The 23,278-nt window shown below is 73.8% G+C and carries 15 protein-coding genes; 10 read left to right on the top strand and 5 right to left on the bottom strand.

What is annotated here, in order from left to right; all coding sequences use genetic code 11:
• Positions 1–284: 284 nt before the first annotated feature.
• Positions 285–2,678, top strand: a complete 2,394-nt coding sequence (locus tag ACIGZJ_RS13825) for an ATP-binding protein (protein ID WP_396457372.1) — start codon at positions 285–287, stop codon at positions 2,676–2,678.
• A 73-nt stretch (positions 2,679–2,751) separates the two neighbouring features.
• Here the strand turns inward: ACIGZJ_RS13825 and ACIGZJ_RS13820 are convergent, their stop codons facing one another.
• The 4 genes from ACIGZJ_RS13820 to ACIGZJ_RS13805 form a co-directional block, all read right to left on the bottom strand.
• Positions 2,752–4,095 carry a GH1 family beta-glucosidase gene (locus tag ACIGZJ_RS13820; protein WP_396457371.1) on the bottom strand — a complete coding sequence of 448 codons (1,344 nt, stop codon included), beginning with the start codon at positions 4,093–4,095 and terminating at the stop codon, positions 2,752–2,754.
• A gap of 95 nt (positions 4,096–4,190) precedes the next feature.
• Positions 4,191–5,033 carry a carbohydrate ABC transporter permease gene (locus tag ACIGZJ_RS13815; protein WP_396457370.1) on the bottom strand — a complete coding sequence of 281 codons (843 nt, stop codon included), beginning with the start codon at positions 5,031–5,033 and terminating at the stop codon, positions 4,191–4,193.
• Positions 5,030–6,016: a carbohydrate ABC transporter permease gene (locus ACIGZJ_RS13810; RefSeq protein WP_396457369.1), complete on the bottom strand. Its 987-nt coding sequence runs from the start codon at positions 6,014–6,016 to the stop codon at positions 5,030–5,032. The genes ACIGZJ_RS13815 and ACIGZJ_RS13810 overlap by 4 nt, the downstream gene beginning before the upstream one ends.
• A 1-nt stretch (position 6,017) precedes the next feature.
• Complete coding sequence (locus tag ACIGZJ_RS13805; protein WP_396457368.1) at positions 6,018–7,328, bottom strand: ABC transporter substrate-binding protein; 1,311 nt, start codon at positions 7,326–7,328, stop codon at positions 6,018–6,020.
• A 156-nt stretch (positions 7,329–7,484) separates the two neighbouring features.
• On the opposite strand from ACIGZJ_RS13805, the gene ACIGZJ_RS13800 reads away from it, so the two are divergent.
• The 8 genes from ACIGZJ_RS13800 (at position 7,485) to ACIGZJ_RS13765 (ending at position 22,148) form a co-directional block, all read left to right on the top strand.
• Positions 7,485–8,741 carry an ROK family protein gene (locus tag ACIGZJ_RS13800; RefSeq protein ID WP_396457367.1) on the top strand — a complete coding sequence of 419 codons (1,257 nt, stop codon included), beginning with the start codon at positions 7,485–7,487 and terminating at the stop codon, positions 8,739–8,741.
• Between the two features lie 341 nt (positions 8,742–9,082).
• Positions 9,083–11,650 (top strand): discoidin domain-containing protein, encoded by a 2,568-nt coding sequence (locus tag ACIGZJ_RS13795; protein ID WP_396457366.1) that lies wholly within the window; start codon positions 9,083–9,085, stop codon positions 11,648–11,650.
• 274 nt (positions 11,651–11,924) lie between these two features.
• Complete coding sequence (locus ACIGZJ_RS13790) at positions 11,925–13,706, top strand: glycosyltransferase family 2 protein (RefSeq protein ID WP_396457365.1); 1,782 nt, start codon at positions 11,925–11,927, stop codon at positions 13,704–13,706.
• 15 nt (positions 13,707–13,721) lie between these two features.
• Positions 13,722–16,769, top strand: coding sequence for an acyltransferase family protein (locus ACIGZJ_RS13785; RefSeq protein ID WP_396457364.1), 3,048 nt, complete (start codon positions 13,722–13,724; stop codon positions 16,767–16,769).
• A 269-nt stretch (positions 16,770–17,038) separates the two neighbouring features.
• Positions 17,039–17,560 carry a cupredoxin domain-containing protein gene (locus ACIGZJ_RS13780; protein WP_396457363.1) on the top strand — a complete coding sequence of 174 codons (522 nt, stop codon included), beginning with the start codon at positions 17,039–17,041 and terminating at the stop codon, positions 17,558–17,560.
• Positions 17,561–17,882: 322 nt separating this feature from the next.
• Positions 17,883–19,478 carry a hypothetical protein gene (locus tag ACIGZJ_RS13775; RefSeq protein WP_396457362.1) on the top strand — a complete coding sequence of 532 codons (1,596 nt, stop codon included), beginning with the start codon at positions 17,883–17,885 and terminating at the stop codon, positions 19,476–19,478.
• Positions 19,479–19,704: 226 nt separating this feature from the next.
• Positions 19,705–20,019 (top strand): hypothetical protein, encoded by a 315-nt coding sequence (locus tag ACIGZJ_RS13770; protein WP_396457361.1) that lies wholly within the window; start codon positions 19,705–19,707, stop codon positions 20,017–20,019.
• Positions 20,020–20,024: 5 nt separating this feature from the next.
• On the top strand, positions 20,025–22,148 hold the full coding sequence (locus tag ACIGZJ_RS13765) for a DUF6571 family protein (RefSeq protein WP_396457360.1): 2,124 nt from the start codon (positions 20,025–20,027) through the stop codon (positions 22,146–22,148).
• A gap of 67 nt (positions 22,149–22,215) precedes the next feature.
• On the opposite strand, the gene ACIGZJ_RS13760 is transcribed toward ACIGZJ_RS13765, so the two are convergent.
• Complete coding sequence (locus ACIGZJ_RS13760) at positions 22,216–22,725, bottom strand: hypothetical protein (RefSeq protein ID WP_396457359.1); 510 nt, start codon at positions 22,723–22,725, stop codon at positions 22,216–22,218.
• A gap of 361 nt (positions 22,726–23,086) precedes the next feature.
• On the opposite strand from ACIGZJ_RS13760, the gene ACIGZJ_RS13755 reads away from it, so the two are divergent.
• Positions 23,087–23,266 (top strand): hypothetical protein, encoded by a 180-nt coding sequence (locus tag ACIGZJ_RS13755; protein WP_392934302.1) that lies wholly within the window; start codon positions 23,087–23,089, stop codon positions 23,264–23,266.
• Positions 23,267–23,278: the final 12 nt, after the last annotated feature.

The raw sequence follows: 23,278 nt of genomic DNA, 5'->3' as shown, positions 1-23,278 counted from the left end.
TCCGACCCTGCCCCGACAGGCGGAACGAGCAGGGTCGCAGCGGGCCGGACAGGCAGAACCACAGGCGGAAGTACCGGGCGGATCCGGGGGTCGGGCAGCTGCACCCGCACCGCGAGCCGCCCCCGCGGCACCGGACCGGACGGACCGTCAGGTTACCGGCGAGTGCGGTGACGGCGAACCGTCCGGCCACCGATCCGTGTCCAGCGTGCGATCTTGACCAGGCATACTGTCTGACCTCGACGTGTTCGGTGAAGAGGCCGACACCGTGGGTGACAGGGGCGGCGATGGGCGCGACAGGCATACCGGCAGGCACACCGACAGGCGATTCCGGCACGGCCGACGACTTCTGCCTCCTGCTCGCCCGCCTCCGGGTGCTGGCCGGTCTGACCCAGGCCGAACTGGCCCAGGCGGCCGGGGTCAGCCTGCGCGCGCTGGGCGACATGGAACGCGGCCGCACCCGCGGACCACAGCGGCGTACCGTGCAGGCCCTGGCCGCCGCACTGCGCCTCGACCAGGCCCAGGCCGCCGCGCTCGACCAGGCCGCCCAGAGCGGACGCCCCCGGCGCACCCCCGTCCGGGCCGAGGCCGCCGTGCTCGCCCAGGCCGCCGCACCCGCGGAGCCCGCGGCCGGTCCCGGCGCCGACCGCCCGGCCGAGGCCGGCCGCCCCGGGGAGGCCGTCTACTCCGCACTCGCGCTGCCCCGGGACATCGCCGACTTCACCGCCCGCGAGGACGCCCTGGACCGGCTGCACCGGCTCGCCCGGGACGCGGACCCGGCGCACCCCCGCATCGTGCTCGCCTACGGGCAGCCCGGCCTGGGCAAGACCGCCTTCGCCCTGCACGCCGCCCACACCCTGGCCCCGCTCTTCCCCGACGGCCAGCTCTCCCTCGACCTGCGCGGCATGGCCCCGGCGCCCCTCGCACCGCGCGAGGCCCTCGCCCAGATCCTCCGCGCCCTGGGCGTCGCCGACCGCTCGGTGCCCGCCGACACCGAGGAGCGCGCCAGCCTGTTCCGCACCCTGGTGCGCGAGCAGCGCCTGGTCCTGATCCTGGACAACGCCGCCGACGAGGCGCAGGTCCGCCCGCTGCTGCCCGGCTCGGGCCCGGCCCTGACCATCATCACCAGCCGGCACGTCCTGCCCGGCCTGGAATCGGTGCACCGGCTGCCGCTGGACGTGCTCGCCCCCGGTGAGTCGGCCGCCCTGCTGGCCCGCATCGCCGGCCCCGACCGGATCGCCGCCGAGCCCGAGGCCACCGGGGAGCTCGCCCGGCTCTGCGGCCACCTGCCGCTCGCCCTGCGGATCGCCGGACAGCGGCTGGTGGCCCGGCCGCGGCAGCCGGTCAGCCACCTGGTCCGCCAGCTCGCCGCCGAGGAGTACCGCCTGGACGTGCTGGAGGCCGGCGACCTGCGGGTGCGCACCGCCTTCGCGCTCTCCTACCGCAAGCTGCCGGCCGCCGCCGGACTGGTGCTGCGCCGCTGCTCGCTGACGGCGGGGGAGGACTTCACCGCCGCCACCGTCGCGCCCTACGCCGGTCTGCCGGTCCAGCAGACCGACCGGTACCTGGAGGAGCTCACCGACGCCGGGCTGCTGCAGCCCGCCGCCACCCCCCAGCGCTACCGCCTGCACGACCTGGTCCGCCTCTACGCGGGCGAGCAGCTCACCGCCGACGACGGTCCGCAGGCCGTGGAGGAGGCCCGCGAGCGGGCCGGCGACTGGCTGCTGCGCCGGGCCGCCGCCGCCGGGCTGCGCTTCGACGTCGAGCGCACCGAGGGCGACATCTCGGGCGACCCGGATCCGGCCGGCGCCCCCGCCACCCTCGCCGACGCCCGGCGCTGGCTGGAGGAGGAGCACCCGGAGTGGCTGTCGGCCCTGCACCACGCGAACGCCACCGGCCGGCACCGGCAGGTCGTGGAGACCGCCGAGGCCATGCACTGGTTCTCCGACAGCCTGTTGCACTGGGACGTGTGGGCGCAGGTGTTCCGGCTCTCGGTGGACTCCGCCCGGGCCGCCGGCGACCGGATCGCCGAGGCCGTCCACCTGAACTACCTGGCCTGGGCCCACATCACCTGCCTGCACCGCTACCAGTCGGGCCTGGACGTCGCCCGGGAGGCCCTGGAGCTGTCCCGCCGGATCGGGGACGCCCAGCAGGAGGCCTGGGCGCTCACCTACTGCGCCACCGCCCTGCGCCGGCTGCTCCGGTCCGAGGAGGCCATCGAGGCGTACCGGCAGGCGGCCGAGGCGTTCGCCACGCTGGAGGGCCGGTCCGCCGAGGTGGGCCGGGTGGTGGCGCTGCGCTGCGTCGGCGCCTGCCTGCGCGAGTCCGGGCGGCCCCGGCAGGCCCTGGAGGCCCACCGGTCTGTCCTGGCCGAGGTCCAGGAGTGGCTGGACGGCTCGCCCTCGCACATGTTCCACCTGATGGCCGGGTTCTCCGTCCACGAGATCGGCCTCGACCAGGCCGCGCTGCAGGACTGGGCCGGGGCGGAGGCCGCGTACCGGCAGGCGCTGGTCCACTTCGAGGCGGCCGGGCAGCCCGACAGCATGACCCAGACCCTCACCGAGCTGGGCACCGCCCTGATCGAGCTGGGCCGCGCCGACGAGGCCCGCGAGCTGCTGACCACCGCGCTGACCGACCTGACCGCGGAGGGCGCCCGGGGCGGCCACCGGCGCGCCGGCTGACGGCGCACCGCCCGGCGGCCGCCGCGGGGCGGTGCGCCGGGCCGGGTGGCCGTCCCGGGCGCGCCGGGCCTGCTCAGCGCGCGCGGTGGGCGGCGATCAGCTCCGCGTAGCGCCGGCCGCTGGTCTTCACCGTCCGCTGCTGGGTGGCGTAGTCGACGTGCACCAGCCCGAAGCGCTTGTCGTAGCCGTAGGCCCACTCGAAGTTGTCCAGCAGCGACCAGGCGAAGTAGCCCGCCAGCGGGGCCCCCTTGGCCACCGCCCGGGCGCAGGCGGCCAGGTGCCGTTCGAGGTAGGCGGTGCGCTCCGGGTCGTGGACGCTGCCGTCCGGCCCGACGGTGTCGCGGTAGGCGGAGCCGTTCTCGGTGACGTAGATCCGCTCCACGCCGTACTCGTCGGTCAGCCGCAGCAGCAGCTCCTCCAGTCCGGGGGCGTGCACCTCCCAGGGCATCGCGGTGTGCTCCGGCCCGGGGCCGGGCACCTGGCGAAAGCGCGGGCCGGGGCCGGCGCCCGGGTCGTCGGCGACGATCTGGCGGAAGTAGTAGTTCAGCCCGAGCCAGTCCAGCGGGGCCGAGATCAGCTCCAGATCGCCGTCGCGGACCGGGAGTTCGACACCGTAGGCGTCGAGCATGTCGGCCGGGTAGCCGCGGCCGAGGACGGGGTCGAGCCACCAGCGGTTGATGTGGCCGTCGGCGCGCACGGCGGCGGCCAGGTCCGCCTCGGAGCCGGAGGCGGGCTCCACGGTGCTCAGGTTGTTGACGATGCCGATCTGCGCGCCCCGGACGGACTCGCGCAGCACCTGGACCGCCAGGCCGTGCGCGAGGTGCAGGTGGTAGGAGGCGCGGACGGCCGCCGTGAGGTCGGTCAGGCCGGGGGCCATCGCGCCGTCCAGGTGGCCGATCCAGGCCGAGCAGAGCGGCTCGTTGAGGGTGGCCCAGTGGGTGACCCGGTCGCCGAGGCGGGCGGCGACCACGGCCGTGTACTCGGCGAAGCGCTCGGCGCTCGCGCGGACGGGCCAGCCGCCGCGGTCCTGCTGGGCCTGCGGGAGGTCCCAGTGGTAGAGGGTGGGGAACGGCGTGATGCCGGCCGCGAGCAGCGCGTCCACCAGGCGGTCGTAGAAGTCCAGCCCGGCCGGGTTGACCCGGTCGTCGGCCAGCGGCACCACCCGGGGCCAGGCGATGGAGAACCGGTAGGCGCCCAGGCCGAGCCGGCGCATCAGGCCGAGGTCCTCGGGCCAGCGCCGGTAGTGGTCGCAGGCGGTGTCGCCGGTGTCGCCGCCGGCCACCCGGCCCGGGGTGTGCGCGAAGGTGTCCCAGATCGAGGGGGCGCGTCCGTCGGCGTCCGCCGATCCCTCGATCTGGTAGGCGGCGGTGGCCGCGCCCCAGAGGAAGTCGTCGGGGAGGGCGCTGAGGTCGTTCACGGGGTGCCTTTCCGTGCGGGGTGCGGTCGAAGGGGCGGCGGGTGCGGTGAGCAGGAGTGCGGCGGGTGCAGTGAGTGGGAGTGCGGCGGGTGCGGTCATTTGACGGCCCCCGCGGTCAGCCCCGCGACCAGGTAGCGCTGCAGCAGGAGGAACCCGGCGACCACCGGCACGCTCACCACGAGCGAGGCGGCCATCACCTGGTTCCAGTACACGTCGTTGAGGGTGGCGTAGCCCTGGAGGCCGACCGCCAGCGTGCGGGTCCGGTCGGTGGTGAGCACGGAGGCGAAGAGGACCTCGCCCCACGCGGTCATGAAGGCGTACACGGCGACCGCGACGATCCCCGGCACCGCCGCGGGGATGATGATCCGCACCAGCGCCCGGACCGGTCCGCAGCCGTCGACCAGGGCGGCCTCGTCGAGGTCGCGCGGGATGGAGTCGAAGTACCCGACCAGCATCCAGACCGAGAACGGGAGCGAGAAGGTGAGGTAGGTGAGGATCAGGCCGCCGCGGCTCCCGTACAGGGCCACGCCGGTCGCGTTGCCGACGTTGACGAAGATCAGGAACAGCGGCAGCAGGAAGAGGATCCCGGGGAACATCTGGGTGGAGAGCACCGTCACGGTGAACAGCCGCCGCCCGCGGAACCGGTAGCGGCTGACCGCGTACGCGGCGAGGATCGCGACCACCACCGAGAGGGCGGTCGACGCACCGGCCACGATCAGCGAGTTGACGAGGTAGCGGCCGAGCGGCACCGTCCGCCAGATGTCCAGGTAGGGGCGGACGGTGAAGGTGCTGGGGATCCACCGGAACGGGCCCTGGACGTCCCGCAGCGGCTTGAGCGAGCTGCTCAGCATCACCAGCACCGGCACCAGGGCGAACACGGTGAGCGCGGCCAGGACGATCCGCCGGATCCATCGGAAGGACGCGGTCGCGCCGATCATCGCGGACTCCTTCGGCGTGAGGCGAGCAGCAGGTAGCCGGCCGTGACCAGCAGCAGGAACAGCAGCAGGAGCACCGACATCGCGGAGCCGGCGCCGAAGTTCCAGGTGATGAAGGAGGACTGGTAGATGTGGATGGACACCAGGTCCGCCGCCTCGGGTGCGGACCGGCCGAACAGCACGTAGGGCGTGTTGAAGTCGTTGAACGTCCAGAGGAACAGCACCAGCAGCAGGACGAGGTTGACCGGGCGCAGCGAGGGCAGGGTGATCCGGCGGATCTGCTGCCAGATCCCGGCGCCGTCCAGGGCGGCGGCCTCGTACAGCTCGCGCGGGATGTTCTGCAGCCCCGCGGTCAGGGTGAGGAAGGCGAACGGCCAGCTGCGCCAGACCGAGACGGTGACCAGCGCGGTGAAGCTGTTGTCGCCGAGCAGCCAGAAGGGCTTGTCGTCGACGAGGTGGAGCTGGTCGTGCAGCACGTGGTTGATCAGGCCGGTGTCCCGCTGGAACATGAACGACCAGGTGATGACGGCCGCGTAGACCGGCAGCGCGTACGGCAGCAGGAAGGCGGCGCGCAGCAGCCCGCGGCCCCGGAAGGCGTCCTGCATCATGATCGCGGCCACGGTGCCGGCCAGCCAGGAGAGGCCGACGGCCAGCACGGTGAACGCGCAGGTGACCCAGAAGGAGTGCAGCAGGGCCTTGCCGACCGGGGCGTTGAAGTCCACCGCCATGCGGTAGTTGGCGAGGCCGGCCCAGGGGGCGGCGGACCAGTCCCGGATGAAGAACTGGGTGAGCTGTTTGAAGCTCATCACGATGCCGACCACCATCGGGGTGAGGTGGACGAGCAGTTCCAGCACCAGGGCGGGGAGCAGCAGCAGATAGGGCAGGGCGGTGCGGCGGCGGCGGGCGCGCCGGGTGCGGACCGGGGGGAGGGCGCGCGGCCGGGGCCGGGGCCGGGGCGGCGCGGGGGCGGGTAGCGTCGGGGTCACCTCAGCCGGCCGGCATCTGCTGCTGGGCGCGGGTGAGTTCGGCCTTCACGGACTCGTCGGTGACCGGCTTCCCGGCGGCGGCCCCGGCGAGCAGGTTCTTCACCGCGGTGCCGACCAGGGTCTCGAACTGGCTCTCGTTGGCGACCTGCGGCAGCGGGGCCGCACCGGTGGCCAGCACCTGGGCCAGGGTGCGCAGTTCGGGGGTGGCGAAGGCGGGGTCGGCCTGGGCGTCCTTGACCGGGGGGATCGAGCCGTAGGTCTTGTTGAGCTTCGTCTGCTCCTCGGTGCCGGTCATGAACTTCACGAACTTCAGGGCGCCGTCGGTGTTGTGGGTGTTGCGGAACACCGCGAGGTTGATGCCGGCCACCATCGAGGTGGTGGCGCGTTCGCCGGTGGCGCCGGCCGGGGCGGGGACGGGGGCGACGGCGTAGTCCTCGGGGTTCATGCCGTGGGACTTGAGGTTGGCGCCGGCGGCCTGCCACATCAGCATGGCGGCCTTGCCGGTGGCGAAGTCGGTGACGGACTGGTTGTTGGCGTACTCGGCGTTGCCGGGGGCGGCGATCCGGTCGGTGCCGAGGAGACCGACGTACTGCTTGACGGCGGCGACGGCGCCCGGGCTGTCGAAGGCGGGCCGGCCGGACGGGTCGAAGAAGTCGGCGCCGTGCTGCTTGGCGAGGACGAAGGCGTGGTGGACGTTCTCGGAGGGGTTGCCGCCCTCGATGGCGAGGCCGTAGCGGTCGCCGCCGGTGAGCCGCCTGCCGTCGGCGACCAGCTCCTCCCAGGTGGCCGGGGGCCGGTCGATCCCGGCCTCGGCGAACAGCCGCTTGTTGTAGTAGAGGCCGTAGGCCATGGAGTAGAGCGGGACGGCCGCCGGGTCCTTGCCGGGGGCGCCGGCCGAGGCCAGCGCGGCGGGCAGGAAGCGCTCCCGGCCGCCGATCCGGTCGAGGGCGGCGGTGTCGAAGGGCAGCAGGGCGCCGGTGGCCTGGAGCGAGGCGGACCAGGTGTTGCCGATGTTGAGGACGTCGGGGCCCTGGCCGGAGGTGGTGGCGGCGAGGATCCGGTTCAGCAGGTCGGACCAGGGGATCACCTCCAGCTTCACCTTGATGCCGGTCTGCTGCTCGAACGCCTTGAGCTCCGGCTCCAGGACCTGGCGGTCGTTCTCCAGGCTGGTGCCCTGGTTGGAGGCCCAGTAGGTGAGCGTGCCGGGGCTGCTGTTGTCGCCGCCGGAGCCGGATCCGCCGGAGCAGGCGGTGGCGGCGAGTACCAGGGTGGCGGCCAGTGCGGTGGCCGCGGTGCGGCGTCTGATGGGCATGCCGGTGACCCTCTCGGGTGGTAATGGGCGTGGATGGGCCGGTTCTGTGGTGAAGTAGCCTGACCAGAGGCTTACTTCAAGGCGTGATTTAACGTCCGAGGAAAGCTTCCGTCAAGGGTTCGGGCAACGGTAGATTCGGGTCAGGAGGGAGGTCCCATGACCGCGCAAGGCAAGAAGACGGTGCGTGACCTGCGCAGAGGAAGCCGGTCGACGCTGCTGCGGCGGCTGTACTTCGACGGGCCGCTGAGCCGCCAGGAACTCGGCACGCTCACGGGGCTGAGCGCCGGATCGGTCAGCAACGTGACGGGCGAGCTGCTCGCGGACGGGCTGATCGAGGAGTGCGGCTCGGTGGAGTCGGACGGCGGCCGGCCCCGGATCATGCTGCAGGTCGCCCCCGGGCGGGCCCATCTGGTCGGGGTGGACGTCGGGGAGACGCAGGTCCGGGTGGCCCTGTTCGACCTGGCCCGCACCGAGCTGGCCGCCAGCGACTGGCCGCTGTCGGACTGCGGGCACGACGCGGACCACGTGGTGGAGCTGATCCTCGCCGGGCTGGCCGAGGTGCTGGAGCGCACCGGCACCGACCCGGCGAGCGTCCTCGGCGTCGGCATCGGCGTGCCGGGCATCGTCGAGCAGGGGGATCCGGCCTCGGACGGCCTCGGCATCGTCGTGCACGGCCAGACCGTCGGCTGGGACGCCGTCCCGCTGGGCCGGCTGCTGCGGGCCGGTACCGACCTGCCGCTGTTCGTGGACAACGGCGCCAAGACGCTCGGCCAGGCCGAGATGTGGTTCGGGGCCGGGCGCGGGGTGCGGCACGCGGTGATCGCCCTGTTCGGCTCCGGGGTCGGCGCCTGCGTGGTCGCCGACGGCGCCCGGTTCCGCGGCGCGACCAGCAGCGCGGGGGAGTGGGGGCACACCAAGGTGCACGTCGGCGGACGCCGCTGCCGGTGCGGGGCCCGCGGCTGCCTGGAGGCGTACGTCGGGGCCGAGGCGCTGCTGGAGCGCTGGGCGGCGGCGCCGTCCGGCGGCGGCGAGAAGGCCGGGATCGCGGCCCTGCTGGCGGCCGCCGAGGCGGGCGAACCCGCCGCCGCCGAGCTGCTCGCCGAGGCCGCGGAGTACCTCGGCGCGGCCATCGCCGACCTGGTCAACCTGTTCAACCCCGAGCGGATCGTGATCGGCGGCTGGGCCGGCCTGCTGCTGGGCCCCCGGCTGCTGCCGGCGATCCGGACGGCGGCCACCGCGTACGCGCTGCGCTTCCCGCGGGAGCAGACCTCGATCGTGCTCGGCACGCTCGGGCCGGAGGCGGTCACGGTGGGTGCCGCGACCCTCCCGCTGACCGAGTTCCTGGAGTCCGGCGGCGAGCCCCCGCGCCGGCCCGCCGACCGCCCGCGGGCCCTGCCCACCGGGCGGTCCTGACCCTCAGGTGTCGCCAACTTGCCTCCACCAGGCCTAGTTCACGGTGTGAGGAAAGTCTGCGCGAAGGGTTGACACTGCGGATCGACAGCCCCGAGACTCCCGGTCGGGGGCGCTCCCCGGGACGGGCCGGGTCAGGCTCTGCCAGGGCCCGGCGGTGATGCCCCGTCACGACTCCGGCACCGCCCCACCCCGGCGGTCCCGCGCCGCGCCGACTCCCCAACCCGTCGGCCGGCGCGGACCGGTGGCTCGTCGTCCCCCCATCACCCGGCGCCTGCGCCGTGCCGGGTGCGGACACGTGGTGCGCCCCCGCTCCCACCCATCCCCCACCGCAGGAGAAGCCCATGAGGCTCGCTTCAGCACGCCCCCGCAGGGCACCGGCCGCACTGCTCGGCCTGGCCCTGCTCTCCGGCACCGCCCTGGCCCTGCCCGGGCCGGCCGCCCACGCCGCCGACACCCTGATCTCCCAGGGCCGGCCGGTCACCGCCTCGTCCACCGAGAACGGCGGCACGCCGGCCGCCGCCGCGGTGGACGGTGACACCGGGACCCGCTGGTCCTCCGCGGCGAACGACCAGCAGTGGCTCCAGGTCGACCTCGGCGCCGCCGCCGACCTCACCAAGGTCGTGCTCGACTGGGAGGCCGCGTACGGGCGTTCGTACCAGATCCAGGTGTCCGACGACGGCGCGAACTGGCGGACGCTGTACACCGCCGCGAACGGCGTCGGCGGCACCGAGACGCTCGCCGTCAGCGGCCGCGGGCGCTACGTCCGGATGAACGGGCTCACCCGGGCCACCGGATACGGCTACTCGCTCTGGGAGTTCCAGGTCTTCGGAGCCTTCGCCCCGGCCGGCTCCGACTGCGGCACCGCGAACGCCGCCCAGGGCCGGCCGGTCGCCGCGTCCTCCACCGAGAACGCCGGTACGCCGGCCGCCGCCGCGGTGGACGGCGACACCGGGACCCGCTGGTCCTCCGCGGCGAGCGACCAGCAGTGGCTCCAGGTGGACCTCGGCGCCGTCCGCCCGCTCTGCCGGGTGGTGCTCGACTGGGAGGCCGCGTACGGGCGTTCGTACCAGATCCAGGCCTCCGACGACGGTGCGAACTGGCGGACGCTGTACACCGCCGCGAACGGCGTCGGCGGCACCGAGACGCTCGCCGTCGGCGGCAGCGGGCGCTACGTACGGATGAACGGCACCGCGCGCGGCACCGCCTGGGGGTACTCGCTCTGGGAGTTCCGGGTGAACACCGCCGACGGGCCGACCGTGCCGCCGGTGCAGGGCGGCGGCGACCTCGGGCCCAACGTCCTGGTCTTCGACCCCGCCACCCCCGGCATCCAGGCCAAGGTCGACGAGGTCTTCGCCAAGCAGGAGTCCAACCAGTTCGGCGACGCCCGCTACGCACTGCTCTTCAAGCCCGGGAGCTACCAGAACCTCAACGTCCAACTCGGCTTCTACACCTCGGTCGCCGGGCTCGGACTGAAGCCCGACGACACCCTCCTCAACGGCGACGTGACGGTCGACGCCGGCTGGTTCAACGGCAACGCCACGCAGAACTTCTGGCGCTCCGCCGAGAACCTGGCACTGAACCCGGTCAGCGGCACCGACCGCTGGGCCGTCGCCCAGGCCGCCCCGTTCCGCCGGATGCACGTCAAGGGCGGGCTCAACCTCGCGCCGGCGGGCTACGGTTGGGCCAGCGGCGGCTACATCGCCGACAGCCGGATCGACGGGAGCGTCGGCAACTACTCCCAGCAGCAGTGGTACACCCGGGACAGCGCCGTCGGCGGCTTCTCCAACGGCGTCTGGAACCAGACCTTCTCCGGCGTCCAGGGCGCCCCGGCGCAGTCCTTCCCCGACCCGCCCTACACCACGCTGGACACCACCCCGGTCTCCCGCGAGAAGCCCTTCCTCTACCTGGACGGCAACGACTACAAGGTGTTCGTCCCGGCCAAGCGGACCAACGCCCGCGGGGTCTCCTGGGACGGCGCCCCGCAGGGCTCCTCGCTGCCGCTCGACCGCTTCTACCTGGTCAAGCCCGGTGCCACCGCGGCGACCATCAACGCGGCCCTCGCCCAGGGCCTCAACCTGCTCTTCACCCCCGGCGTCTACCACGTCGACCGGCCGATCGAGGTCACCCGGCCCGACACCGTGGTGCTCGGCCTGGGCCTGGCGACCGTCGTCCCCGACAACGGGGTGACGGCGATCAGGGTGGCCGACGTGGACGGCGTCAAGCTGGCCGGACTGCTGGTGGACGCCGGCCCGGTCAGGTCCGCCGCCCTGGTGCAGGTCGGCCCGGACGGCTCCGGCGCCGACCACTCCGCCGACCCGACCAGCCTCCAGGACGTCTTCATCCGGGTCGGCGGGGCCGGCCCCGGCTCCACCACCGCGGGCGTCGTGGTCAACAGCGACGACGTGCTGATCGACCACACCTGGATCTGGCGCGCCGACCACGGGGCCGGCGTCGGCTGGGACACCAACCCCGCCGACTACGGCCTGGTGGTGCGCGGGGACGACGTGCTCGGCACCGGCCTGTTCGTCGAGCACTTCAAGAAGTACGACGTCGAGTGGTCCGGCGAGCGCGGCCGGACGGTCTTCTTCCAGAACGAGAAGGCCTACGACGCCCCGAACCAGGCCGCCGTGCAGAACGGCCCGACCAAGGGGTTCGCCGCCTACAAGGTCGACGACTCGGTGACGGTGCACGAGGGGTGGGGCCTGGGCAGCTACTGCTACTTCAACGTGGACCCGACGATCCGGATGGACCACGGGTTCGAGGCCCCCGTCCGGCCGGGCGTGCGGTTCCACGACCTGCTGGTCGTCTCGCTCGGCGGCCAGGGCCAGTATGAACACGTCGTGAACTCCACCGGGGCCGCGACCTCGGGTACCGGCACCACTCCGTCGACGGTGGTCTCCTTCCCCTGACCTCCCCCCGACCCGTCAAAACGCGGCGCGGCCCGGCCCCGACAGGCCGGGCCGCGCCCGGCGGCGAACATGCCCCGTACGGAAGTTGGACGACTGTTGACCCCCGCGCGACCTGCTGATTCACGCCCCGGCCGGGGCAGGGCGGCCAACTGACCACCGGTCGGGCGCGGCCCCGTCGGGAGATGTTCCACCGCTCGGGCAGCGGCGCTAATGGTCTATACCAATGAGGTACTGTGACCGCCGGAGCTGTCAGAAACGCGGCTGTGGGGGCCTCATGACCGTCCAACACCTTCCTCAACCTCCTTCCGATCAGGAGCTCTATTGGTATTTCGGGCCGCAGCGCCGCTGGGTGCTGATCTGCACCTCGCTCGCCTTCGTCTTCACCGCGGCCACCATGTTCACCTTCTCGCTGCGGACCCCGGCCCTGTGGGGCTTCCTCGCCGTCCTCGGCCTCAACGTCGTCGCCCTGGCACTGTCCTCGGTCAACAGCCTGCGCCAGCGCCGGCTGACCAGGCAGTCGCACGAGGTCCTGGTCAACGCCTGGAACCCGGGCACACTGCCGACCGTCGACCTGTACCTGCCGACCTGCGGTGAACCGCTCGACGTCCTGGAGAACGCCTACCGGGCGGTCCGGGAGCTCGACTGGCCGGACGCCCTGACCGTCTGGGTCCTGGACGACGCCGACCGCGCCGAGGTCGCCGAACTGGCGGCCGCGCACGGCTACCGGTACGTCGTCCGCCCCGACCGCGGGCACCTCAAGAAGGCCGGCAACCTCAACCACGCGCTCACCCTGAGCAGCGCGGAGTACATCGCCATCCTGGACGCCGACTTCGCGCCGCGCCGGGACTTCCTGCGCCACCTCGTGCCGTACCTCGCCGATCCCCGGATCGGCATCGTGCAGAGCCCGCAGTGCTTCGACACCGACGAGTCGATGGACTGGATCCAGCGCGCCGCCGGCTCCGCCCAGGAGTGGTTCTTCCGATGGATCCAGCCCTCCCGGGACGCCAGCGACGCGGCCATCTGCTGCGGGAGCAACGCGGTCTACCGGCGCTCGGCCATCGACGCGGCCGGCGGCTTCGCCCGGCTCGACCACAGCGAGGACCTGTTCACCGGCCTCGGCCTCTACGCCCAGGGGTACCGGACGCTCTACGTCCCGGTCCTGGTCGCCAAGGGCACCTCGCCCGACAACCTGGCGTCCTTCGTCAACCAGCAGTACCGCTGGGCGATGGGCAACCTGCACCTGCTCGGCTCGCCCGTGCTCAAGCAGATCCGGGCGCCCTGGCGGATGCGGCTCTGCTTCTACGAGGGCGTCGTCGGCTACCTGGCCGCCTCGGTGAACCTCTTCGTGGCCCCGCTGCCGCCGCTGGTGATGATGTTCTGGTACCCGGAGCAGATCCGGCCCTGGCACGTCCTGCCGCTGCTCGCGCCGCTCTGGCTCTGGCACGTCCTGCTGCCCCGGATCAGCCGGACCCGCTGGCGGATCGAGGTGATCCGCTCGAACGTCCTGATGAGCGTGGCCGCCGCAGCCGCCTTCTGGCACACCCTGCGCGGCCGCAGCGCGGCCTGGGTGCCCACCGGCGCGGGGCGGGCGAAGCCCGGCGGCCTGGCCCGCCGGGTGGTCCTGGTCTCGCTCGGCTGGCTCTGCCTCTCCATCGGCGCGGCCGCCGCCGGGCTCGCCCTGGCCGTCGTCCGCAGCGGCTGGGGGCACACCTGGGGCCTCGGCCTCTACCTCGCCGTCCAGTGCCAGGTCGGCCTCCCGCTGGTCCGCGACCTGATAGGCGAGCTCCGGCCCGCCCGGGCGAACCGCGCCGCCCTCGCGGCCGGCCCGGACGCTGCCACCGGCCCGGACGGCACCGCCCGCCCGGACGGCACCGCCGATCCGAACCGCGCCGCCGTACCGGCCCGACGCCGACTCGGGCTGTCGGCCCTGCGCCCGACCGGCCCCGGCATGCTGCCCAGGCGCTGGCCCGAAGCGCTGGCCGCCACCGCCACACTCGTGCTCACCGCTCTGCTTGCCTCCGGCTGGGTCAGCCCGATGCTGCCCTGGCTGGGGTGAAAGGTCATCACACCGATGTCTTCGACCACGGCGACGGACCTCAGTCCGGAGTCCTACACCATCCCCGGCCCGCCACCCGGCGGCCCCGGCTCCCGAAGGTCCGGCACCCCGGGGCCGACGCCCCGCTCCGCCGGATTCCGCCCCGACATCGAGGGCCTGCGCGCGGTGGCGGTCCTCGCGGTCCTCGCCTTCCACGCCTCCCTCCCCGGCCTGGCCGGCGGATTCGTCGGCGTGGACGTCTTCCTCGTCATCTCCGGCTACCTGATCACCGGACTCCTGGTGCGCGAGGCGGTCACCACCGGCCGGATCCGGCTGGGGGAGTTCTTCTCCCGCCGGGCGCGGCGACTGCTGCCCTCCGCCGCGGTCGTGCTCGGCACGGTCGCCCTGGCCGGCGCATGGCTCACCGTCCCGCTGCGCCGCGCCGACCTGGAGTACGACGTCCTCGCCGCGGCCCTGTCCGTGGCCAACTGGCGCTTCGTCGCCCAGCAGACCGACTACCTCGCGGCCGGCCGGGACCCAAGCCCGCTGCTGCACTTCTGGTCGCTCGCCGTCGAGGAGCAGTTCTACCTGTTCTGGGCGCCGCTACTCGCGGTGCTGGTCTTCCTCGCGGCCCGCGCCGCCCGCCGCGGCGCGGCCGTGCGCTCGGTGGCGGCCGCCGTCGCCGGGGCGGCGACCCTCGGCTCCTTCGCCCTGTCGCTGCACTGGACGCACGGCTCCGTCTCGCTCGCCTACCTCGGCACGCCCTCCCGGGTCTGGCAGTTCGGGGTGGGGGCGCTGCTCGCCCTGCTGCCCTGGCACCGGCTGCCCGGACCGCGCGCCCTGCGGGTACTCACCGGCTGGGCCGGGCTCGGGGCGATCGCCTGGTGCATCCTCCGGTACGACGCCACCACCCCCTACCCCGGGTACGCGGCGCTCGTCCCCACGCTCGGCGCCGCCGCCGTCATCCTGGCGGGCACCCCCGACCGCAGCGGCGCCGGCCGGGCGCCCGGCACCGGCCTCGGCGCGGACCGGCTGCTGGGCCTGCGCGCCCCGCGGGCGATCGGCCGGCTCTCCTACAACCTCTACCTGTGGCACTGGCCGATCCTCGTCCTCGCCGAGGCCCGGCTCGGAGCCCTCGGCTGGCCGGCCAAGGCGGCGCTCACCGTGGCCGCCGCACTGCCCGCCGCGGCGGTGCTGCGCTGGATCGAGCAGCCGCTGCGCCGCAACCGGACGGTCTCCGAACTCCCCAGGCGGGGGCTCTCGTTGGGGATCGCCGCAGTGATCATCCCGGTGGTGCTGGCGCTGGTCGTCGGCACCGGGACCTTGCGTCTGCTCGGCCCGGCCGCCCCCGTCGACCTGCTCGGACTGCCGCCCGGCTCGCCCGACGGCACCTCCCTGCTGGCACGCACCGCCACCCCGCTCAAGGGCGGCCCGGTGGTGCCGGACGCCGTCCAGGCCCGCAAGGACTTCCCGCCCGACGGCGAGTGCGAGGTGGCGCCGAGCGCCACCACCAGCCCGGCCTGTCTGTTCGGCGAGACCGGCAGCCTGGACCGGATCGTCCTGCTCGGCGACTCGCACGCCGGGCAGTGGTTCTCGCCGCTGCTGGCCATCGCGGCCGGCCGCCACTGGGCCTTGGAGGAGCTGGTCAAGCAGGGCTGCCCGCTGCCCGAACTCACCGTGGTCAACCCGCAGTTGGGTCGCACCTACCGGGAGTGCGACAGCTGGCGGGCGAACAGCCTGGCCCGGCTCCAGCAGGGGCCGAAGCCCAAGCTGATCGTGGTCTCCTCGCTCAACCGCTACACGGACGACCAGGACCTCCTGCTCCAGGCCTGGGAGAAGACCCTGGCGCCGCTGCGCGCGATGGGCGTGCCGATCGTCTACCTCCAGGACACCCCGATCCCGGGGACGGACATCCCGGCCTGCGTCTCGGGACACACCGACGACCCGGCGGCCTGCGCGTTCGCCCGGGACGGCGCCCGGTGGCCGGACCCGCTCGCCGAGGCGATCGCGGCCGACCGGGTGCCCGGCGTCCGGTCCGTCGAGGTGAACTCGGTGCTCTGCCCGGGGGCGGGGCGCACCTGCCCGGCGGTCCTGGAGCGGATCCTGCTCTACCGCGACGACGCGCACCTGACCAACGTGGCGGCCGTCGTCCTCACCCCGAGGCTCGAACGGCTGCTCACCGAGGCCGGGCTGGTGCCCGCCGTCGCACCGGCCGGCTCGCCCGCGGGCGCGGCTGCGGGCGGTGTCCCGGCGGGGCCGGACGGCTGGACGCCCGTGCTGCGGGACGACTTCGACGGTCCCGGCGGCAGCCGGCCCTCCGCCGCGCACTGGCAGTACGACCTGGGCACCTGCTACCCGGGCTGCCCGGCCGCCCAGTGGGGCACCGGGGAGGTCGAGACGATGACCGACTCGACCGCCAACGTCCGCCTCGACGGCAAGGGCGCGCTGGAGATCGTGCCCACCCTGGAGAACGGCCGCTGGAGCTCGGGCCGGATCGAGTCCCGCCGGTCGGACCTCGCGCCCCCGCCGGGCGGCGTGATGCGGATCGAGGCCTCGATCGCCCTGCCCGACGTCACCGGGCCGGCGGCCGCGGGCTACTGGCCGGCCTTCTGGACCCTCGGGTCCGGGCTGCGCGACGGCTACACCGGGTGGCCGGCGATCGGCGAGCTCGACGTGATGGAGAACGTCAACGGCCGCGACTCCGTCTTCGGCACGATGCACTGCGGCACGCTGGACGGCGGCCCCTGCCAGGAGCCCAAGGGCCTCGGCTCGGGAGAGCGGGCGTGCCAGGACTGCCGGACGGGCTTCCACTCCTACGCGGTGGAGGTCGACCTGACGGCCGGCGCCGAGCAGGTGCGCTGGTACCTCGACGGGCGCGAGTACCACCGGGTGACGGCGGCCCAGATGGACGCCGCGACCTGGGACCGGGCCGTGCACCACGGGCTGTTCCTGATCCTGAACGTGGCCGTGGGCGGCAACCTGCCCGCCGCGCTCGGCGGCGTCCCGGGCCCGGCCACCGAGCCCGGGCACCCGATGCGGGTCGACTACGTCGCGGTCTCGACCCGGGGAGGCGGCCGCTCCTGACGCCGACGGCTGCCGGTGCCGGCCGGTCGCGGTGCCGTCCGATCGTGGTGGCCTCCGGGCCCGGGAGCGCAGTCCGCTCCCGGGCCCGGAGGCGTTCCGGGGTGTTCCGGTGCCGGGAGCGGCTGCACCCGGATCCGGCGTTCGGGTGGCCCGCGGCCGGTCGGACGGGTCGCCACGGCCGTGCCTGCGCCCTGTCGTTGCGGCAGGGCCTAGCGTGGGCGGGTTGCCGCAGACCGAGTTGCCGCAGGCAGAGAGACTGGAGCCGCCCGATGACCCTCCGTTCTTCCCGTTCATGGCGGACCGCTCTCGCGGTCGGCGCGGCGGCCGGGCTGCTGCTCGGCGCCACCGGCTGTTCCAGCGGCGGGGGCGGATCGTCCGCCTCCTCCGGGGCCGCGGCCGTCTCGTCCCTCGCGTCGGCCGCTTCGTCCCTCGCCTCGTCCGCGGCCTCGGCCGCCTCGTCGGCCGCTTCCTCCGCGGCCTCGGCCGGGGCCTCCGCCTCGGCCTCCGCGTCGGGATCCGCCTCCCCCTCCTCCGGCAAGGTGGTGGTGACGATCAAGAACTTCGCCTTCCACCCCGACACCTTCACGGTGGCGCCGGGGACGACCATCACCGTCACCAACCAGGACGACACCGGGCACACGCTGACCGCCACCACGCCCGGCCGCGAGTTCGACACCGGCCTGCTCTCGGCGGGGGAGTCGACGACGATCACCGCACCGTCCGGCCCCGGCCCGTACGCGTACCACTGCGACGTCCACCCGAACATGACGGGGACGCTCGTGGTGGCGTGACCGGACCGGACCGGACCGGACCTGCCACCGGGCCGCACCCCTGCCGAACGGCGGGGGTGCGGCCCTGCCGTTCGAGGGGGGAGCGGGGCGTCGACTCCCGCCGAAGGCCGGGCTTGGCGGGCGCCTGGATTCGCCTGATGCTCCATCAATTCATGCAACTTAACGGTGAGTTGATGCACATTGGTCATCGCTCAGGCTGTTTGCATGTCTTCGACAAACTAATTCCTCATCAGTAACATGACGCCCGCGGCCACTCGCGCCGCCTTCGCGTCCCCTGATCACGAGCGGTCGTGTCCTCGTCCGCCGCTCCGGAAGAGTCTTGTTGAAGAGCTCCATAGGCACGGCCGTCCGCCCTGCCCTCGTCTCCCTGCTGCTGCTCGGCGCCGCCGCCTGCGGGCCGGACTCCGCTGCTCCGCAGGCTGCTTCGGCCGCCGTCGAAGCGGTCGCCCCGGCCGTCCCGGCCGCCGCCTCCCCGGCGGGGGCCCCGACGGCCCGGTCGGGAGCCGGTGCGCCGCGCGCCGCCTCGACGCCGACCACCGCCCCGCCCGCCTCCCAGCGTCCCGCGGCGGGCACCCTGCCGGTGGCGGCGGCCCAGCCCGGCGTCCAGCAGGTCGCCATCGGGACCCCGGGGAAGGAGGGTGCCGCCGTCTCCGCCGCGGCGAGCACCCTGCAGCTGGCCGCCTACGACCCGGTCAAGGGCACGGCGGTGCTGTCCGGGGCCCCGGCGTCCCCGGCGCAGGCCTCCTCGCCCGCGACGGTGCCCACCGCGTCGCCCGCGGCGGTGCCCACGACGCCGCCCGCACCGGCACCGGCGTCGCCGTCCGCGCCGTCCTCCGGCGCCCCGGCCACGCCCCCGCCGGCCGGGCAGGTCGCGGCCGTCAAACCCGGCCAGCTGATCGCCAGCCCGCCGACGGCCGCCGCCCCCCAGGGCGCGCTGGTCGCGGTGACCGAGGTGCGCCCCGGCGCCGGCGACACCGTCGGCATCTCGACCCGGCCGGCGACCCTGGCCGAGCTGCTGGGCGGCGCCGAGGCGGACGGCCAGGTCGCCGTCGACCCGCAGGCCATCAAGGTGACGCCGCTGGTCAAGGACCTCAAGGCGACCGTGGGCCGGGAGAACGGCACCACCCGGGCCGACGCCTCCGGCACCCTGGAGGTCGACGTCAAGGCGCCGATCCCGCTGCCCGACGGCGCGAGCGCCGACGCGTCCGGATCCCTGCAGCTGCACCCGGCCGTCCACTTCGCCTACCACGGCGCCGGTGTCGGCAGCCCGCGCACCGCGTCGATCGGCTTCGACCTCGGCGCCCACGCCCAGTGGAAGGTCACCGGCGACCTCGGCCGCGCCACCGGCACCCCGGTGCGCCTGCCGTTCGCCAAGCTCCAGGCGAGCCCCGTCCTCACGGTCGCGGGACTGCCGGTCGTGGTCAACCTCGGGCTGACCTGCTACCTGGAGATCAGCGCCGACGGCAAGGTCCACCTGGAGGCCGAACAGGAGGTCACCGGCGCCTGGAGCGTCCGGGCCGACTACGCGGGCGACCGCGGCTGGAGCCCGGTCACCGACGCGGGCAACACCACGGTCTCCCCGGTCCGGCTGCGGCTCTCGGGCAAGGCGGCGGTACGCGCCGGCCTGGGCGCCGAGGTGAGCGTCGGCCTGTACGACACGGTCGGCGTGGAGGCGACGCTGGCGCCGTACCTGCGCGGCCAGGTCGACGGTTCGCTCGCGGTCGACACCTCAGGCAACCCGCCTCAGGTGCAGGGGAGTTGGGGTCTCTTCGGAGGAATCGACCTGAACGGCTCGCTGCTGGCGCACCTGAAGGTCTTCGGGACGCCGATCGTGGAGGGAAGGCTCCCGCTGCCGTCGTTCCACCGGGAGTGGCCGCTGCTGACCGGCGCACTGCCCTCGCCCCGACCGACGGGCTGATCCGCGGCGGCACATGCGGCACGAACCCCGGGCCGGCTCCACCGGCCCGGGGTTCGCTGCGCTCGCCCCCCGGTCCCCCCGGGCGTCGTTCGCTTTCGATGAGTTGGTAACAACCCGTCAAGGCCTCTTGCTGGCAGTAGCGGTGGCCAGTTGAGTGGAGCCCGTCACGCGGGGTCCGTGCGTGACATTCGACCGGTTGTTTTCCGATGGGGGAGGAGTTCCGGACATGACCGCACCGGGACCGAACGGCGGGTTCAGCGTGAACACGCAGGCGCTCAACAGCGCCCAGGCGGCACTGAACGGCATGGCGCTCGACAGCGCGAACATCGGTGCGCTCGCGAACGAGTCCACCGAGACCGCGGCCCAGGGGCACCGGGGGTGGGACACCGCGGCGGCGCTGCGCGCCTCCCTGACCGAGTGGCACGAACAGGTGGAGGCACTGACCGCGCGGCTGCACAAGAACAGTGCGGCCATGCAGCAGACCTCGCTCAACTACCAGTCCACCGACGGCTTCCTGGCCGACCCCTTCAAGGCGAGGTGAGCACCGTGCTCGGATACGAGGACATCCTCAACGCAAAGCCCGAAACCCTCTCCGCCGCCGCCGTGCAGTGGCGCGCCATGGCCGAGCGCTTCCACGCCATGGAGGGGACGATGGACCGCGACGTGCTCGCGGTGACCGGCACAGGGTGGAACGGGCCGGTGTCCTATCTGGCCTCTATCCAACTGCAGGGCACCAAGGACCAGATCGTCGCCGCGCAGGTCGAGGCGAGGGCCATGGCCTCCCTGCTCGACGACGCGGCCGCGGACTTCGCGGCCGCGCAGAAGCAGGTCCGGGACGCCGCCGACGGCGCCGTGAAGGCGGACCTCAAGGTCACCGGTACGGGCGTCGTGGTGTTCGACATCGGCATGTTCGACCCGCAGACCCGGAACGCGATCCAGCACGACCCCGGGGCGTCGCGGGAGTACCAGGAGGCCGCCGCCAAGTGGAGCGCCGCCATCCAGGCCGGGATGCAGCGCGCCACCGACGCCGACCAGCGGGCGTCACGCGCCCTGCGCAGCGCCTCCAAGGCCGGCAGTGTCGAGAACTCCTTCAACAAGGACGCCATCGGCGGCGGCGACGCGGCCGACGCCCAGCGGGCCGCGGCCCTCGCCACCCGGATCGACGGCCTCAACGCGGACGAGCTGCAGCAGCTGCAGAACCTGATGCGGGCCAACGCCGACAGCCCGCAGTTCTCGCAGACGCTGCTCGACAAGCTCGGCACCGACGGCACCCTCAAACTCGCCGAGCACCTGAACGACCCCGGCAAGGACGGCGCCAAGAAGGCCGCGTACGCCGCTCTGCAGACCGACCTGACCCGCTCGTTGGCCTCCGCCACCCAGGACACCAACAGCGAGTTCTACCGCAGGTGGCGGGAGGAGATGAAGAAGGCCGGGACGAAGAACTTCGGCCCCAACACCGACCCGGTCTACGGCTACCAGATCCTCGGCACCCTGATGAGCAAGGGAGACGCCAAGTACTCGACCGGCTTCCTCACCAACCTCGCCGACGACATCGTCGAGGTCGAGAAGCACGACAAGAACCCGTGGGGCTACAAGGCCTCCCACGACGGCACTTCGCTGGGCGCCGACCCGCTGGACGAGGTGCTCGGGGTGATGGGCCGCCAGCCCGAGGCGGCGACGTCCTACCTGGACCCGGGCCCGGACGGTTCCAACAAGCGGCTGAACTACCTGCTGAAGGACCGGGACTGGCCCGAGGGCTGGCTCTCCGCCTACGGCCCTGTCAAGGTGCCGGACCCGCTCGCCCGGAGCGGTCTGGCCGCCGCCCTGGAGGCCGCCTCCACCGGAGAGCGGGCCGGCGCTCCCCACGACGGGAGGCACACCGAGGCCGAGGCCCGCATCATGCACAACACCATCGTCACCCTGGACGAGGGACACAGCGGCGACGACCTCAAGGGCCCGCTGCGCCGGCCGCTGGCCAACGCACTCGCCGACTACGTCGGTGACACCCACGAGCTGCTCACCGGCCGCAACGACCTCTACAACGGCCACACCGGGCACGACTCGGTCTGGAAGGACGGCGACACCGTCCGGATGGCCGTCGGCCAGGACAGCCTGGTGCGCCTCATGCGCGGAGTCTCCGAGGACCCGGACGGCTACGGCACCCTGCACCAGGCCGAGACGGCGAAGGTCGCCCAGGAGTTCTCGGCCCTCGGGCCCAACCCCACCAGTGACCAGCTGAAGGACGTGATGGGCAAGGGGGCGGCCGGGCTCGGCGCCTACGACGCGATCCGGGCCGACGTCGAGATGGACAAGCGCGACGACAAGAACGCCCAGGCGGACTGGAAGGCCAAGGCGCTCTACCATGCCATCGGTGCCCCGGTCACCCTGGTGCCGTGGGCCGGGGACAGCGCCCAGCGCATGGTCGACACCTGGACGTACGCGGTCAGCCTTGACGTCAAGGACCACAACAACAGCGAGGCCAACGCCAAGATCTCGGACTCCTACCTGAGTGCCAACCGCGAGATGTCCGACCTGGTCGGGATCTGGGCCCGGGACCACGGCCGGAGCCCGGACAGCGCGGAGATCAACGCGCTCCAGGACGACATGCTCAACAGTCGCAACCGCAGCAACGACGTCGCCAGCCGCTACCTCGGGCGGGGCAACGCCTGACACCGGCAGGGTGCCGCTCCCGCCACCGGCCTCCCGGTGGCGGGAGCGGCGTCAACCGGCGTCCTCGTCAGCCGGCCTCCTCGGAGGACTGCTCGGCCCGGCGCTCCGCGGCCCGGACCTGTTCGGCGAACTCCTCGGCCACGAGGCGCTCCACCGTCGCCCCGAAGCGCGCGGCCAGCCGGTCGGCCGGCTCCGGGGAGGACTCCCTGATGTCCAGGACCAGCAGCGACGCCCCGTCCGGCACCCGGGCCGACAGCACGATCAGCCCGGCCCCGTCGGCCGTCGTCCGGCCCTCCTCGGCGGCATTGCCGAGGGCGGCCCCGGCGGCGAAGCCCAGCAGCATCCCGAGCGGGCCGCCCAGCAGCCCGACCAGGCCGCCGACCACGCCGGAGCCCACCGTGGCCACGCCCGCCCCCCGGGTGTAGCCCTCCCGCACCTCCAGCAGGCCGTCGGCGGATCGCTCCAGTACGGCGCTCTGCCGGATGCCCGGCAGGTGCTCGGCCTCCTCGAAGGCGCGGTGGCAGTCCTCGCCGCCCTCGAAGGTGAGCAGAACGACATGGTGCTGGTGGTCGGTCATCGCACTCCGATCGGGTCGGGCTCGCCGTGGACCTTCATCCTGGTCGCGGCCGAGCGGGGGTGCCACTCAGAGCCGCCCCCCGGCTGCCCCGGGAGGAGCGTCCGAAACCTTCCGTCCTGTTCGACCGGTCGGCGCCGTCCGGATTCCGGTCGCATGCGTCCCGGCGGCCGCGCAGCCCGCCCGGCGGCCGAGGCGCAGGCCCGGGGCCGGTCGGCAGGTCGCGGGAGCCCCGGACCGGGCCGGGCCGGCGGCCGGATCCTGGCCGGAACCCGGCCGCGGCCGCGGCACGACCCTGGTGTGGCGGATGGTGCGCTGGGAGGATCCGCACGTTCATGTCGGATTCGACTCCTCAGGAGGCACCATGCTGCCCACGGCAGACCAGGTCCGCGCGCTCAAGGACGAGGACTTCCGCCTGACCCTCGGCCAGGGCCACCAGCTGCACCCGGCCGGCGACCCGGCGGGCGAGGTCTACGTCACGGCCGCGATCCAGAACAGCACCTGCGGCTCGCAGTCCAGCTGCGGCCGGCTCTGTAGCTTCTGAGCCGCCACCGCC

Origin of the sequence: Kitasatospora sp. NPDC052868, from assembly GCF_044547105.1 — a bacterium.
GTDB lineage: Bacteria > Actinomycetota > Actinomycetes > Streptomycetales > Streptomycetaceae > Kitasatospora.
Note: the sequence above shows the minus strand (reverse complement) of the source record. Positions and strands in the feature narration are given on the sequence as shown.